At 62.9% G+C, this 15,950-nt stretch carries 12 protein-coding genes; 4 read left to right on the top strand and 8 right to left on the bottom strand.

Annotation, left to right across the window (positions count from 1 at the left end; genetic code table 11):
* From glgB to FJV80_RS02150, 5 genes are all read right to left on the bottom strand, one after another.
* Entirely contained in the window at positions 1–2,235 is a 2,235-nt protein-coding gene (gene glgB, locus FJV80_RS02170; RefSeq protein WP_142875438.1) for a 1,4-alpha-glucan branching protein GlgB, read from the bottom strand.
* A gap of 106 nt (positions 2,236–2,341) precedes the next feature.
* Entirely contained in the window at positions 2,342–4,810 is a 2,469-nt protein-coding gene (locus tag FJV80_RS02165) for a glycogen/starch/alpha-glucan phosphorylase (protein WP_142875437.1), read from the bottom strand.
* 131 nt (positions 4,811–4,941) lie between these two features.
* Complete coding sequence (locus tag FJV80_RS02160) at positions 4,942–5,745, bottom strand: ATP-binding cassette domain-containing protein (protein ID WP_245318013.1); 804 nt, start codon at positions 5,743–5,745, stop codon at positions 4,942–4,944.
* The gene (locus FJV80_RS02155; RefSeq protein ID WP_095770825.1) at positions 5,721–6,782 is read right to left on the bottom strand and encodes an ABC transporter permease; all 1,062 of its coding nucleotides are present in this window, start codon (positions 6,780–6,782) and stop codon (positions 5,721–5,723) included. Before FJV80_RS02155 ends, FJV80_RS02160 begins: the two co-directional genes overlap by 25 nt.
* 161 nt (positions 6,783–6,943) lie before the next feature.
* A complete protein-coding gene (locus FJV80_RS02150; protein WP_179295792.1) occupies positions 6,944–7,960 on the bottom strand; it encodes a sugar ABC transporter substrate-binding protein in 1,017 nt (338 codons plus the stop codon).
* Positions 7,961–8,187: 227 nt separating this feature from the next.
* Between FJV80_RS02150 and FJV80_RS02145 the strand changes: the two genes are divergently transcribed.
* From FJV80_RS02145 to FJV80_RS02130, 4 genes are all read left to right on the top strand, one after another.
* A complete protein-coding gene (locus FJV80_RS02145; RefSeq protein ID WP_142875436.1) occupies positions 8,188–9,414 on the top strand; it encodes an ROK family transcriptional regulator in 1,227 nt (408 codons plus the stop codon).
* Entirely contained in the window at positions 9,415–9,861 is a 447-nt protein-coding gene (locus tag FJV80_RS02140) for an RbsD/FucU family protein (RefSeq protein WP_095770827.1), read from the top strand. It begins immediately after the preceding gene.
* On the top strand, positions 9,858–10,781 hold the full coding sequence (locus FJV80_RS02135) for a carbohydrate kinase (RefSeq protein ID WP_095786565.1): 924 nt from the start codon (positions 9,858–9,860) through the stop codon (positions 10,779–10,781). The genes FJV80_RS02140 and FJV80_RS02135 overlap by 4 nt, the downstream gene beginning before the upstream one ends.
* 263 nt (positions 10,782–11,044) lie before the next feature.
* Entirely contained in the window at positions 11,045–12,187 is a 1,143-nt protein-coding gene (locus FJV80_RS02130) for a DegT/DnrJ/EryC1/StrS aminotransferase family protein (protein ID WP_142875435.1), read from the top strand.
* A gap of 13 nt (positions 12,188–12,200) precedes the next feature.
* On the opposite strand, the gene cysQ is transcribed toward FJV80_RS02130, so the two are convergent.
* The 3 genes from cysQ to cysD are packed head-to-tail and all read right to left on the bottom strand — an operon-like array spanning position 12,201 to position 15,848.
* Entirely contained in the window at positions 12,201–12,992 is a 792-nt protein-coding gene (gene cysQ, locus FJV80_RS02125; RefSeq protein WP_185973323.1) for a 3'(2'),5'-bisphosphate nucleotidase CysQ, read from the bottom strand.
* Positions 12,993–13,002: 10 nt separating this feature from the next.
* The gene (gene cysN / locus FJV80_RS02120) at positions 13,003–14,940 is read right to left on the bottom strand and encodes a sulfate adenylyltransferase subunit CysN (RefSeq protein WP_185975115.1); all 1,938 of its coding nucleotides are present in this window, start codon (positions 14,938–14,940) and stop codon (positions 13,003–13,005) included.
* 2 nt (positions 14,941–14,942) lie between these two features.
* Positions 14,943–15,848 carry a sulfate adenylyltransferase subunit CysD gene (gene cysD, locus FJV80_RS02115; protein WP_095786568.1) on the bottom strand — a complete coding sequence of 302 codons (906 nt, stop codon included), beginning with the start codon at positions 15,846–15,848 and terminating at the stop codon, positions 14,943–14,945.
* Positions 15,849–15,950 lie beyond the last annotated feature (102 nt).

Below are 15,950 nucleotides of genomic sequence, written 5' to 3'. Positions count from 1 at the left end.
TCAAGTCTCGCCCTGTTCGTCGGCCTCGGCCACGAGTTCGAGCATGATTGTCGACAGCGGCGGCAGAAGCATCGTCGCCGAGATGCTCTTGCCTTCCGCCCTTGCCTCGACCATGCCCCCATTGCCCATGCCGGACCCGCCATATTCGGATCCGTCGGTGTTGATGATCTCGCGCCACTTGCCGGCCTTCGGCAGCGGCACGCGATAATTGTCGCGCGGCACCGGCGTGAAGTTGGAGATGACGGCCACCGGGCTGCCGCCCGGCGCGTTGCGCACCCAGGCGAAAACCGAATTCTGGCTGTCGTCGACGATTAGCCAGGAAAACCCTTCCGGTTCGCAGTCGCGGCCGTGCAGCGCCGGGCGCGACCGATAGAGATAGTTGAGATCGCGCACGGTCTGCCAGACGCCGCGATGCGGGCGGAAATCGAGCAGATTCCAGTCAAGAGCGCGCGCCTCGCTCCATTCGCGGCGCTGCGCGAATTCCTGTCCCATGAACAAGAGCTTCTTGCCGGGGTAGCCCCACATGAAACCGTAATAGGCGCGCAAGGTCGCGAATTTCTGCCAGTCGTCGCCGGCCATCTTGCCCAGCAGCGTGCCTTTGCCGTGCACGACCTCATCATGCGAGAGCGGCAGCACGAAATTCTCCGAGAAGGCGTAGGTCAGGCCGAAGGTCAGGTCGTTGTGGTGGTGCTTGCGGAAAATCGGCTCCTTGGAGAAATACTCCAACGTGTCATGCATGAAGCCCATGTTCCACTTGAAGCCGAAGCCCAGCCCGCCTTCATGCACCGGCGCCGAAACCTTCGGCCATGAGGTCGATTCCTCGGCGATGGTCATGACGCCGGGATGGTGGCCGTAGACCTCCTTGTTCATCTTCTGCAGGAAAGAGACCGCCTCGAGGTTCTCGCGGCCGCCCTTCTCGTTGGGGATCCACTCGCCGGCCTTGCGCGAATAGTCGAGGTAGAGCATCGAGGCGACCGCATCGACGCGCAAACCGTCGACATGATATTTCTCGGCCCAGAACAGCGCATTGTTGACCAGAAACGACACCACCTCGCGGCGGCCGAAATTGTAGATCGCTGTGTTCCAGTCGGGATGAAAACCCTTGCGCGGATCGGCATGTTCGTAGAGCGCGGTGCCGTCGAAATGGGCCAGGCCATGCGCGTCGACCGGGAAATGCGCCGGCACCCAGTCGAGGATGACGCCGACGCCGGCGCGATGCGCGCCATCGACGAAACGGGCAAAGCCGTCCGGATCGCCGAAGCGGGCCGACGGCGCGTAGAGCCCGGTCGTCTGATAGCCCCAGGACGGGTCATAGGGATGCTCGGAAATCGGCATGAACTCGATGTGGGTGAAGCCGGTCTCGACCACATAGGGGATCAGCCGGTCGGCCATTTCGTCCCATGACAGGAACGTGCCGTCGTCGTGAAGCTGCCAGGATCCGGCGTGGACTTCGTAGATCGAGACGGCCTCGCGCCGGGGATCGGCATTGCGCCAGTAGTTGCGATGCGCCTCGTCGCCCCACTCATGCGCCGGCGGCACGGCAACAACCGAAGCGGTGGCGGGACGCAGTTCGGATTTGAACGCAAACGGATCGGCCTTCAGCGGCAGCCTGACGCCATCGGGTCCAATGATCTCGTATTTGTAGGGTCGCCCGGCACCGATGTCCGGGATGAACACCTCCCATATGCCGGTGTCGCGGCGATCGCGCATCGTGTGGCGGCGGCCATCCCAGTCGTTGAAATCGCCGACCACCGAGACGCGTCTTGCGTTGGGAGCCCAGACGGCGAAATGCACGCCGGTGGCGCCTTCGTGCTCGATGACGTGCGCGCCAAGCTTGTCGAACAGCCTGAGATGCGACCCTTCGGCGATATAGTAGTCGTCCATCGGCCCGAGCACCGGGCCGAATGAATAAGGATCGGTCAGCCACCAGTCACCGCCGGCATTGCGCGCGTGATAGCGCAGCGGCTGCCGCTTCTTGATCGACAGCCTGCCTTCAAAGAAGCCGGCATCGTCTCGCCTGGACAACGCACCGGCCTCGATGCCCGTCAGCGTATAGGCAATGACGGCCTCGGCATGTGGAACGAAGCAACGGGCAAACAGGCTTTTGCCGACCTCATGGACACCGAGGACCGCGAACGGATCTCCGTGCGTGCCGGCGACAATCGCCGCAACATCGCTGGCTGGCGCCAGTCCGTCCGGCCCGCTTGTCGCAGCGGTCACGCGCGGCTTCCTCATCAGGCAGTGTCCCTCCCAGGGCACCAGGTGTCTATTTCTGGTGATGTGAGTTCGCATTCAACCCAAATCACCGGGACCACATTGTTCGTGGCCTCATGCAATCACATCAGGCAGGCACGTTCCAGATTTCTTTCGCGTATTGGCGGATGGTGCGATCGGACGAGAACCAGCCGACGCGCGCGACGTTGCGGATTGCTCTGGCATACCAGTCCGGGCTGTTGCGCCAGACAGCGTCGACATCACGCTGGGCGGCGGCGTAGGCGTCGAAATCGGCGGCGACCATGAACCAGTCGCCGGTGTAGAGGCCGTTGATGAGGTCGCGGTAACGGTCCGGATCGTCCGGCGAAAAGACGCCCGAGGAAACGGCAGCGACCGCCTGCGACAGTTCGGGCGAGCCCTCGATCACGGCACGCGGGTTGTAGCCATTGCTGCGCCGTTCAGCGACCTCGGCCGTGGTCAGGCCGAAGATGAAGATGTTGTCGTCGCCGACGCATTCCTTGATCTCGACATTGGCGCCGTCGAGCGTGCCGATGGTCAGGGCGCCGTTGAGCGCGAACTTCATGTTGCCGGTTCCCGACGCCTCCATGCCGGCGGTCGAAATCTGCTCGGACAGGTCGGCGGCCGGCATCAAGACTTCGGCCAGGCTGACATTGTAGTTCGGCACGAACACCACCTTCAGCAAGCCGCGCACCGCCGGATCGCGGTTGATGACCCTGGCGACGTCATTGGCGAGTTTGATGATCAGCTTGGCGTTGTGGTAGCTGGGCGCCGCCTTGCCGCCGAAGAATTTTACGCGCGGCATCCAGTCGCGCTCGGGATGCGAGCGGATCTGGTCGTAGAGCGCGATCGCCTCGAGGATGTTGAGGAGTTGGCGCTTGTATTCGTGGATGCGCTTGACCTGGATGTCGAACAGCGCCGACGGGTCGACCTTGATGCCGAGCCGGTCGGCGACGAGATTGGCCAGCCGCGCCTTGTTCTGGCGCTTGACGCCCGCGAATTTCTCCCGGAACGCGCTGTCATCGGCAAAGCCGTCGAGCCCTTTGATGGCGTCGATATCGTCGAGAAAACGGTCACCAATCGCCTCGCGGGAGAGCGAGGTCAGGCCGGGGTTGCACTGGATCAGCCAGCGCCGCGGCGTGATGCCGTTGGTCTTGTTGTTGATGCGATCGGGATAGAGCTTGTGCAGGTCGGCAAACACCGTTTCCTTCATCAGCTCGGTATGCAGCGCCGACACACCGTTGATCGAATGCGAGCCGACAAAGGCCAGATTGCCCATGCGCACGCGGCGGTCGCCATTTTCCTGGATCAGCGAAATGCGGCTGATCTGCTCGCCCGAGAACTGGTCGGTGGCGCGTGCCTCCAGAAGCACCTGCGCGTTGATGGCGTAGACGATCTGCATATGGCGCGGCAGAAGCCGCTCGAACAGCGGCACCGGCCAGCTTTCCAGGGCTTCGGGAAGAAGCGTGTGGTTTGTGTAGCCGAAGGTGCGTTTGGTGATGTCCCAGGCGAGGTCGAAGTCCATGCCGTGGACATCCATCAAGAGCCGCATCAGCTCCGGCACGGCGATCGCCGGGTGGGTGTCGTTCAAGTGGATCGCCGCCTTGTCGGGCAGCGACTTCAGGTCGCCATACTGGCTGAGATGGCGCTGCACGATGTCCTGCAGCGAGGCGGTCGAGAAGAAATACTCTTGCCGCAGCCTGAGCTCCTGCCCGGCCATGTGGGAATCGGCGGGGTAAAGCACGCGCGACAGCGCGTCCGCCTTGTTGCTTTCGGCGAGCGCGCCGATGTGGTCGCCGGCATTGAACTTGTCGAGCAGGATCGGATCGACCGGCATGCCCGACCACAGCCGCAGCGTGTTGACGCGGTTGCCCCGCCAGCCGACGACAGGCGTGTCGTAGGCGACAGCCAGGACATGTTCGGTCGGCTTCCAGACGTGGCGCTCGAGCCGGCCGTCCTTCGACGTGATGGACTCCACCGAACCGCCGAAGCCGACTTCGAAGGAGCGTTCGCGCCGTTCGAACTCCCAGGGGTTGCCGTGATCGAGCCATGTCTCGGGCAGTTCCACCTGCCAGCCGTCGTGGATCTCCTGACGGAACATGCCGTTGGCGTAGCGGATGCCGTAGCCATGCGCGGGAATGTCGACGGTCGCCATGCTTTCCATGAAGCAGGCGGCAAGCCGGCCAAGGCCGCCATTGCCGAGCGCCGCGTCGGGTTCCAGCGCCGCGATGAGATCGAGGTCGACGCCGAGCGACGACAGCGCCTCGCGCATATTGGCCATCAGGCCAAGATTGGAGAAGGAGTCGCGCATCAGGCGGCCGATGAGGAACTCCAGCGACAAATAGTAGACGCGCTTTTCCTGCTGGTCATAGGCCTCTTTGGTTGCCTGCATCCAGCGATCGACGATGCGGTCGCGCACGACCTTGATCGAGGCCGTCAGCCAGTCGTACTGGGTCGCGACGGTGGTGTCCTTGCCGACCCGGTATTTGAGGGCCACCAAGACTTCCCTTGCGAGCGTCTTCGGATCAGGATTTTCGAGCAGGGGCGGAAGGGTTTCGGATGTCATTGCGCGCGTCATGCTGCCTCTCGTGCGGTTGCAACGATCATACCGGCTTTCACCATTCATCCCAGCCCATGTTACCGCATTGCAACATATATTCAATCGATTTAGATGAACGCCCGCCAGCTTACCCTGCGGCAATTTGACAATCAGGCGGCCAGCGCAGCCTCCGGAGGCGCCTTGGCACCGGTCATGAAGGCGACGGCGTCGGACATCGTATATTGCTTGGGATCGATGACGGCGAGGCGACGGCCGAGGCGATGAATGTGGACGCGGTCGGCCACCTCGAAGACATGCGGCATGTTGTGCGAGATCAGCACGATCGGCAGGCCGCGCTTCTTGACGTCCAGGATCAGTTCGAGCACACGGCGGCTCTCCTTGACACCAAGGGCCGCCGTCGGCTCGTCCATGATCACCACGCGGCTGCCGAAGGCAGCGGCGCGCGCCACCGCGACACCCTGGCGCTGGCCGCCCGAGAGCGTTTCCACCGCCTGGCCGATGTTCTGGATGGTCATCAGGCCGAGTTCGGTGAGTTTGTCGCGGGCGCGCTTTTCCATCGCCGGACGGTCGAGCATGCGCAGCCATTGCCCGAGGAAGCCGGGTTTGCGGATCTCGCGGCCGAGGAACATGTTGTCGGCGATCGACAGTGCCGGCGACAGCGCGAGGTTCTGGTAGACGGTCTCGATACCGGCCTCGCGGGCTTCCATCGGCGACTTGAAGGCAACGGTTTTGCCTTCAAGCCGGATTTCGCCTTCGTCGGGCACGACAGCGCCTGAAATCGCCTTGATGAGCGACGACTTGCCGGCGCCGTTGTCGCCGATGACGGCGAGGATTTCGCCGGGATAGAGGTCGAAGTCGGCATTGTCGAGGGCGGTGACGCGGCCATAGCGCTTGACCAGGCCGCGCGCGGTGAGAATGGGGTCCTGGGTCATGCCGAAACCTTTCTGATCCATTGGTCGACCGCCACGGCGCCGATGATCAACACACCGGTGAGCAGCACTTTCCACTGCGGGTCGGCGCCAAGCATGTTGAGGCCCATGGAGACGACGCCGACGATCATCGCGCCGAACAGCGTGCCCAGGATCGAGCCGCGCCCGCCGAAAAGGGAAATACCGCCGATCACCGTCGCGGTGATCGCCTGCAGATTGTAGTCGGTGACGGCCGCCGACGGCGAGATCGAACCGTTGCGGCCGATCGAGACCCAGGCGGCGAAAGCAGCGATGAGCCCGGCAAGGGTGTAGACCGTCACCAGCACCTTCTTGGTCTGGATGCCCGACAGCTTGGCCGCCTCCTGGTCGTCGCCGACAGCGTAGACATGGCGGCCCCAGGCGGTGTGGTTGAGGACGTACCAGAGCAGCATCACCAGCGCGACCATGGCGATGACGCCGAGCGTCAGCACCGCGGTACCGACCTTGAAGCTCAGGGCGAACAGATGCAGCAGCGGCGCCTGGGTGTCGACGTCGGTGTCGCGGATCGTTTCATTGGCCGAATAGATGAAGTTCGTGGCCATGACGATGTTCCACGTGCCAAGGGTCACGATGAAAGGCGGCAGCTTCATGTAAGCGACCAGCAACCCGTTGAGCAGCCCGCAGGCAGCACCGGCGGCAAGTCCGAGCGCCACGGCCACTACGCTCGGCAAGCCGTAACTGACGGCGCAATTGCCCATGATCACGGCTGAAATCACCATGATGACGCCAATCGACAGGTCGATGCCGGCGGTCAGGATGACCAGTGTCTGCGCAGCGCCCAGAATGCCGACGATGGCGATCTGCTGCAGGATCAGCGTCAGCGTGTAGGACGAGAAGAAGCGCCCGCCAATGGTGATGCCGAAGATGATGATCGACAGGACCAGCACGATCAGCGGCACCGCCGCCGGCGTCGAATGCAGGAAATGCTGGACGCGCCTGACTGCCGATTTGTGTTCGTCGAACGCGGCAACGCTGGTGTCGCTGCCCGAGAGAACCTTCTCGAATTCCTGAGTTTGAGCCATGTTTCCTCCCCGTGAGGGATCAGCCTAGCGCCGACGCCCGTCCACGTCTTTCCGGTCTGTCGCCGGGATTGTTCGCGGTCACGCGACCCATCGTCCACCCGAAGCGGCCGGGGATCAAGCCCCCGACCGCACGAGTTCGGTAATTGCCGGTCAGACCGGCATCAGCCCCAGCACTTGGCGAGGCCTTCCTTGGTGTCGATGGACTTCACGCCGTTGGCCGGCTTGTCGGTCACCAGGTTGACGCCGGTGTCGAAGAAATTCTTGCCTTCGGTCGGCTTCGGCTTGGTTCCATCCTTGGCGAAGGCGGCGATCGCCTCGATGCCGAGCGCCGCCATCTGCAGCGGGTACTGCTGCGACGTCGCGCCGATGACACCTTCCGTCACCGACTTTACGCCGGGGCAGCCGCCGTCGACGGAGACGATCAGCACCTGCTTTTCAAGGCCGACAGCCTTGAGCGCCTGGTAGGCGCCGACTGCTGCGGGCTCGTTGATGGTGTGGATGACGTTGATGGTGTTGTCCTTCTGCAGAAGGTTCTCCATCGCCTTGCGGCCGCCCTCCTCATTGCCGTTGGTGACGTCGTGGCCGACGATGCGCGGATCGGTTTCGTCGCCGATCTTGTTGGGATCCTTCACGTCGATGCCGTAGCCCATCATGAAGCCCTGGTCGCGCAGCACGTCCACGGTCGGCTGCGACGGCGTCAGGTCGAGGAAGCCGATCTTGGCGTCCTTGGCCTTGTCGCCGAGGGTCGCGGCGGCCCAGGCGCCGATCAGCTTGCCGGCCTCCAGATTGTCGGTGGCGAAGGTCGCATCGGCCGCGTCGATCGGGTCGAGCGGCGTGTCGAGCGCGATCACCAGCAGGCCGGCGTCACGCGCCTTCTTCACGGTCGGCACGATGCCCTTGGTGTCGGATGCGGTGATCAGGATGCCCTTGGCGCCGTCGGCAATGCAGCTTTCGATCGCCGCCACCTGGCTTTCGCTGTCGCCGTCGATCTTGCCGGCATAGGTCTTGAGGTCGACGCCGAGTTCCTTGGCCTTTGCGGTCGCGCCTTCCTTCATCTTGACGAAGAAGGGATTGGTGTCGGTCTTGGTGATCAGGCAAGCGCCGACGCCGGCTGCGGAGGCGGACGACGCAAACGCCATCAGACCCAGGGCAGCCGCGGCAAACACGGTCGATTTCAACAATTTTGTATTGGTCACGATCTTCCTCCCAGTGGAACCATTCCGGATGCCGGCCACCGGCATCTACGGCGCATCCTACGAATTCTCCCAGCGTGGACGCCGCCTCAACAGACACCAGACCGCGGCCGCTGTCAATAATTAAATCACTCTTATTTATTATTGACAGCCTTGCGTCGTTCACTCATTCTGGCCCAAAAGCGTTGAGGGGAAACGATGGGAGGAACAGGGTGGAGACCGCCACTGCGAGGCACGGTTCGCCCGAAGCGAATGACAGCCTGATTCACCGCGGCACCAACCAGAGCGGCATGCGCGATCACAACGAGCGGCTAGTGCTCTCGCTGGTGCGCCAGCAAGGCAGCCTGGCGAAATCCGACATCGCCCGCATGACCGGACTTTCGGCGCAGACGGTTTCGGTCATCATGCGCGAACTCGAGGAAGAAGGCCTGCTCGTGCGCCAGGCGCCGCTGCGCGGCAAGATCGGCCAGCCTTCAATACCCATGGCGCTCAATCCGGAGGGCGCCTTCTTCATCGGCCTCAAGATCGGCCGCCGCAGCGCGGAACTGGTGCTGATCGATTTTCTTGGGCACGTGCGCTCGATGCTGCAGCACTCCTATCGCTATCCGGCACCGCGCGAGACGGTTGAATTCGTCACTTCAGGGATGAAGAAGATGCGCGGCGAACTGACACCGGCGCAGGACAAGCGCATCGCCGGGCTCGGCATCGCCATGCCGTTCGAACTGTGGAACTGGGCCGACACCGCCGGTGCGCCGCGCGATGTCATGGACGAATGGCGCCACCGCGACATCAGGGCCGATATCCAGTCGCAATGCGATTTTCCGGTCTATCTGCAGAACGACGCCACGTCGGCCTGCGGCGCCGAGCTCGTCTTCGGCCAGGCGGGCGGCGCGCGTGACTTCGTCTATTTCTATATCGGCGCCTTCGCCGGCGGCGGCATCGTGCTCAACGGCCGGCTGTTCGGAGGCCCAACCGGCAATGCCGGCGCGCTCGGCTCCATGCCGGTGCCCGGGCCGGACGGCAAGCCGACCCAGCTGATCGACGTGGCGTCGATCGCCATGCTGGAAAAGACGCTCAATGCCCGCGGCGTCGAGGCCTCGCACCTATGGACGTCGCCCGAGGATTGGGGCGAGATCGGTTCCGAACTCGACGACTGGATCGCCAGCGCTTCACAGGCGCTCGCCTATGCCATCGTCGCGGCGTCCTCGGTCATCGATTTCGAGGCGGCGGTGGTCGACGGCTGGATGCCGCGGGCGGTGCGCCGCAGGCTGGTCGATGCCATCATCGCGGCCATTGCGACAATCGACGGCGAAGGTCTGAAACTTCCCGCCGTTCGCGAGGGAACCGTCGGCATTCATGCCCGGGCGCTCGGCGGCGCCAGCCTGCCGCTTTCCGAGCGCTTCCTGATCGGCTCGACGACGATTTCCAGGAGCGCCTGAATGCTTATCGGAATCCCGGCGCTGCTCGGTCCGGACCTTCTGGCGACGCTGCGCGCCATGGGCCATGGCGATGAGATCGCCCTGGTCGACGGAAACTATCCGGCCGAGGAGCAGGCAAAGCGCCTGATCCGGGCCGATGGTCATCACCTCATTCCGGTGCTCGATGCGATCTTGAGCGTGCTGCCGGTCGACGACGCCGTTCCGGAAGCCCTGTTTCGCGCCTCCGTCAAAGGCAATCCCTCGATTGCCGATCCAGTCCATCACGAGATCGAGGCGATCTGCGCCAAGCACGCGCCGGGCCGCAAGGTGGTTGCACTGGCCGGCGCCGACTTCTATGCACGGGTCAAGTCGGCGCATGCCATTGTCGCGACAAGCGAGCCCAGGCTTTACGCCAACATCATCATCCGCAAGGGCGTGATCTATCCGCCGGAGACCAAGACGCCATGATCCTCTGCTGCGGCGAAGCCCTGATCGACATGCTGCCGCGCATCACGACGCAGGGCGAGCCGGCCTTTGCCCCTTATGTCGGCGGCGCGGTGTTCAACACGGCGATCGCGCTTGGCCGATTGGGTGCGCCGGCCGGCTTCTTTTCGGGCCTGTCGTCGGATCTTTTCGGCGGCCAGTTCAGGGATGCGCTGGGCGCGAGCAAGGTCAGTTCCACCTATGCCCACACCTCGCCCAGGCCGACCACGCTCGCCTTCGTGCGGCTCACCAATGGCCAGGCGACCTACACGTTCTACGACGAGAACACCGCGGGGCGCATGCTGACGATCGACGACCTGCCGTCGCTCGGCAACGAGATCGAGGCCATGCTGTTCGGCGCCATCAGCCTGATCTCGGAGCCAGCCGGCGGCGCCTATGAAGAGTTCATGCGGCGCGAGCATGCAAGCCGCGTCATGATGCTCGACCCCAACATCAGGCCGAACTTCATCCCGGACAAGGCCAAGCACCTCAAGCGCATCCGCGAGATGATGGCGATGGCCGACATCGTGAAACTGTCGGACGAAGACCTCCATTGGTTCGGCGAAGCCGGCTCGCATGAGGATGTCATCCGCAACTGGCTCGATCGAGGACCCAAGCTGATCGTCGTGACCCATGGCAGCGAAGGTGCCGTCGGTTACACCAAGGACCACACCGTCACCGTGATGCCGGAAAAGGTCGAGGTGGTCGATACGGTCGGCGCGGGCGATACGTTCAACGCCGGCATTCTCGCCTCGCTGCATGAACAGGGCCTGCTGACGAAGGCGGCCATCGGCGGCCTTCCGCAAGACGCCATTCGCAAGGCATTGGCGCTTGGTGCCAAGGCAGCGGCAGTGACCGTGTCGCGCGCGGGCGCCAATCCGCCATGGCGGCATGAAATCGCCTGAGTAACGCTCAATTTAAGTTGAGCCAGCCGATCACTTTATGTTTCGCGGGGCCGCCCAGCGGGACTATAAAGACGCAAGCGCGCCTGACGAAGCCCGGATTTCCGGCATCTTGTGAAGATACGCCGAAAATCGGAGGTAACAGACTGCGACATCCAGGCAATTGGCGGCTCTGGCTGTCCGGCTTTCTCGGCAAGCACAACTCTGGTACCAGCGGGCCGTTCTTTGGCTAAACCGCCTGGTTAAAAATCGTTTTTGAGGCTGACATGCAGTTCATCGATCTTGGCGCACAGCGCGAACGCATCCGCGACCGGCTGAAGGCCGCGATCGACCATGTCGTCGAGGACGGCCGTTATATCCTTGGCCCGCAGGTCGCGGAGTTCGAGAAGAAGCTTGCGGCCTATATCGGCACCAAACATGTCGTGGCCTGCGCCAACGGCACCGATGCGCTGCTGCTGCCGCTGTTCGCCGCCGGGATCGGCCCGGGCGACGCGGTGTTCGTGCCGAGCTTCACCTTTGCCGCCACCGCCGAAGTGGTGGCGCTGGCCAAGGCGGAACCTGTGTTCGTCGATGTCGATCCGGTGACCTACAACATCGACATCGCCAGCCTCGAGGCGGCCATCGCCATGATCAAGAAAGAAGGCCGGCTGCAGCCGAAGGCGATCATCCCGGTCGACCTGTTCGGCCTCGCCGCCGACTACGATGCGATCATGGCGATCGCCAACCGCGAAGGGCTGTTGGTGATCGAGGACGCCGCCCAGTCGATGGGCGGGTCGCTCGATGGCAAGATGTGCGGTGCGTTCGGCCATGTCGGCTCGACCAGCTTCTATCCCGCCAAGCCGCTTGGCTGCTATGGCGACGGCGGCGCGATGTTCACCAACGACGACGAGATGGCCGACAAGCTGCGTTCCTTTGCCTTCCACGGCAAGGGCGAGACGCAGTACGACAACATCCGCGTCGGCATCAATTCGCGGCTCGACACGCTGCAGGCGGCGATCCTCATTGAAAAGCTCGCCATTCTCGAAGACGAGATGGTGGCGCGCCAGTTGGTGGCAAACCGCTATGCCGAAGGGCTGGGCGACATCATCACCGCAGCCCGCAACCTCGACAGCAGCCGTTCGGCCTGGGCGCAGTACGCCATCGAGACGACCAAGCGCGACGGCCTGAAGGTGCATCTGAGCGAAAAGGGCATTCCGTCCGTCATCTACTACGTCAAGCCGCTACATGCGCAGGTCGCCTATAGCGACTACCCGCGCACGCCGACCGGTCTTGCCGTCTCGGAGGAACTGCCGAAGCGCATCCTGTGCCTGCCGATGCACCCCTATCTCAGCGAAGCTGACCAGGACCGGATCATCGAGACGATCCGCAACTATATCGGCTCGAACTCGGCGCAGGCCGCAGCCGAGTAATCGGCAGCAGCTCTCAGGCGGGGCTCGCCCCTGCCCTGCCGCTGGCAATGAAATGCGGGTTGGCGAAATCCTCGTCATCGGCCTGATCGCGTTTGCCGTAAGCCAAGGGCTTGCCATCAAGCGTTCGTGTCGTACCGCCCGCCGCGCGCAGCACCGCGTCCCCCGCGGCGGTGTCCCATTCCATGGTTCGTCCAAAGCGAGGATAGACATCCGCCTCGGCGCTGGCGAGAAGACAGAATTTCAAGGAAGAGCCAACGGAAACGATCTCGGCTGCGCCGAGGTCGCGAATATAGGCTTCGGTTTCAGGCGTGTTGTGGGAGCGGCTGGCAACCACGGCAAGTGGTGATGTCGCCGCTCTCACCGAAATCGGCCGGCGGCCGACGATCTGATAGTCGTCATTGATTTCCAGGGCTTCCGCGCGGCCCGGCCGTCCCGAAAAGAAGCGGCCGGTGCAAGGCGCGAAAACGACGCCGACTTCCGGCACACCATGGCGGACAAGCGCGATGTTGACGGTGAAGTCGGTGCGGCGATTGACGAATTCCTTGGTGCCGTCGAGCGGATCGACAAGGAAAAAGGCCTCACCAAGATCGGTCGGCATGATTCCAGACGCCGCTTCCTCTTCGGCCACGCAGGGAATCTCGGGAAATGCGGCGCGCAGGCCGGAGAGAATGATCTTCTCGCTCTCGCGGTCCGCCTCGGTCACCGGCGAGGCGTCTGATTTCCGGTCGACGGCGCAGCCGGCGTGGAAGACGCGCATCACCTCGCGTCCAGCCGCCAGGGCCAGCCGCTCGAAGATGTCGAGCATCGATCTGTCGTCAGATACCGCCGCCACTTTCATATTGGTCTTCAGCAATGTCGCGCTCATTCAGCCAATGTTCCAGGGCATCTACCATCTCTTCCGCCGATTTGCCGAGCGTCTTCAGATGGATCTCCGGGTTTTCCGGCGCTTCGTAAGGTGAATCCACGCCGGTGAAATTCTTGATCTCGCCATTCAGCGCGCGGGCATAGAGGCCCTTCGGATCGCGCCTGGCGCACTCCTCGAAAGGCGTGTCGACAAACACCTCGATGAACTCGCCATCAGCCATCAACTCGCGCGCCACGCGCCGTTCGGCGCTGAACGGCGAAATGAACGAGACAATGACGATCAACCCGGCATCGGCCATCAGCTTGGCGACTTCGGCGACCCGGCGGATGTTCTCGACGCGGTCGGCATCGGTGAAGCCGAGATCGCGGTTGAGACCGTGACGGACATTGTCGCCGTCCAGAATATAGGTGTGACGGCCGGTGGCGAACAGCTTCTTCTCGAACAGGTTGGCGATGGTCGACTTGCCGGAGCCGGAAAGCCCGGTGAACCAGAACACAGCAGGGCGCTGGTTCTTCATGTCGGCGCGCACGCGCTTGCCGACATCGAGCGATTGCCAATGGATGTTCTCGGCACGACGCAGCGAGTGCACGATCATGCCCGCGCCGACGGTGGCGTTCGATATGCGGTCGATCAGGATGAAGGCGCCGGTGGTCCGGTTTTCGGCGAAGGGATCGAAGGCGATCGGCGCCCGTGTCGAGATGTTGCAGATGCCGACTTCATTCATTTCAAGCGACTTGGCCGCCTCATGGGCGAAGTCGTTGACGTTGATGCGGTATTTCAGGTCGGTGACGGTGGCGCTGGTCTGGTCGGTTTCGGTGCGCAGGATGTAGGAGCGGCCCGGCAGCAGCGCATGCTCGTCAAACCAGACGATGTTGGCGGCGAATTGATCGGCGACCTGCGGCCTGGCGGCCGGCGAAACCAGCATATTGCCCCTGGAGACTTCGACCTCGTCGTCGAGAACAAGCGTGATGGCCTGGCCGGCCACCGCCTGTTTGAGATCGCCGCCATGAGCGACAATGCGTTTGACATGCGAGGACTTGCCGGATTTGGCGACGACGACTTCGTCGCCCTGCGCGATGGCGCCGGAAGCGATCGTGCCGGCAAAGCCGCGGAAATCGAGATTGGGGCGGTTGACGTACTGCACCGGAAAACGGAACGGCTGCTCGACGGCGGCTTCTTCGACCGACACGGTCTCAAGGTGCTCGATCAGCGTCGGACCGGAATACCATAGCATGTTGTCGGAGCGGCCGCTGACATTGTCGCCGTAGCGGGCCGACATCGGGATCGGCACGATGGTCTGGAAGCCGAGATCGCGCGAGAATTGTGCATAGTCTTGGACGATCCGGTCGAAGACCGCCTGGTCGAAATCGACGAGATCGATCTTGTTGACGGCCAGCACGATGTGACGGATGCCGAGCAGCGAGACGATGATCGAATGGCGCCTTGTCTGGCGCAGCACCCCTTGCCTTGCGTCGATCAGCACGATCGCCAGATCGGCGGTCGAGGCGCCTGTCGCCATGTTGCGGGTGTATTGCTCGTGGCCGGGCGTGTCGGCGACGATGAATTTGCGCTTCGGCGTGGCGAAGAAGCGGTAGGCGACGTCGATGGTGATGCCTTGCTCGCGCTCTGCCTCGAGACCGTCGACCAGCAGCGCGAAATCGATGTCATCGCCCGTGGTGCCATGCTTGCGCGAGTCGCGTTCGAGCGCCGCAAGCTGATCCTCGAAAATCTGCTTGGTGTCGGACAGGAGGCGCCCGATCAGCGTCGACTTGCCGTCGTCGACCGAACCGCAGGTCAGGAAGCGCAGCAGCGACTTCTTCTCCTGCGCTGCCAGGTAGTCGCGGATGCTGTCGGTGGGGGCGAGGCTTTTTGCCATGATGTGACGCATGGTCAGAAATACCCCTCGCGCTTCTTCTTTTCCATCGAGCCGGCTTCGTCACGGTCGATCAGGCGGCCCTGCCGCTCGGATGTACGCGCAGTCAGCATCTCGCCGACGATGGCTTCGAGCGTGTCGGCATCGGATTCGATGGCGCCGGTGAGCGGATAGCAGCCCAAAGTGCGGAACCGCACCACGCGGTTCTCCACTGTCTCGCCGGGGCGCAGTTTCATGCGGTCGTCGTCCTTGAGGATCAGCATCCCGTCACGCTCCACCACCGGCCGTTCCTTGGCGAAATAGAGCGGCACGATCGGGATGTTCTCCTGCAGGATGTACTGCCAGATATCGAGCTCGGTCCAGTTCGACAGCGGGAAGACGCGGATCGATTCACCCGATGCGATGCGAGTGTTGAAGATCTTCCACATTTCGGGGCGCTGGTTCTTCGGATCCCAGACATGTTGGGCATTGCGGAACGAGAATATGCGCTCCTTTGCGCGCGACTTTTCCTCGTCGCGGCGGGCGCCGCCAAAGGCGGCATCGAAACCGTACTTGTCGAGCGCCTGGCGCAGCGCCACGGTCTTCATGACATGGGTGTGGGTGTTCGAGCCGTGGTCGAACGGATTGATGTTGTCTCGCACGCCGTCTTCATTGACATGAACCAAAAGGTCGAAGCCCAGTTTCTGCGCCATCTGGTCGCGGAAAGCGATCATCTCGCGGAACTTCCAGGTCGTGTCGACATGCAGGAACGGGAAAGGCGGCTTGGCGGGATAAAACGCCTTCATCGCCAGATGCATCAGCACGGATGAATCCTTGCCGACCGAATAGAGCATGACCGGCTTGGCAAAGGCGGCCGCAACCTCGCGGAAAATGTGGATGGACTCGGCTTCAAGCCGCTGCAGATGCGTAAGCGCGATTGTCATAGACTGTGAGCGTTCTCTCGTGCCTTGCGACAGAAGACCTTGCGTCAAATCATCGAGCTTTTGTGCCCGGTTCAAGCGTCGCTTCTGGACAAAGTGTTTCGT

This window comes from Mesorhizobium sp. WSM4310, assembly GCF_007003935.1.
GTDB lineage: Bacteria > Pseudomonadota > Alphaproteobacteria > Rhizobiales > Rhizobiaceae > Mesorhizobium.
The sequence above is the reverse complement of the archived record's forward strand: the minus strand, read 5'-3'. Positions and strand labels throughout refer to the sequence as shown.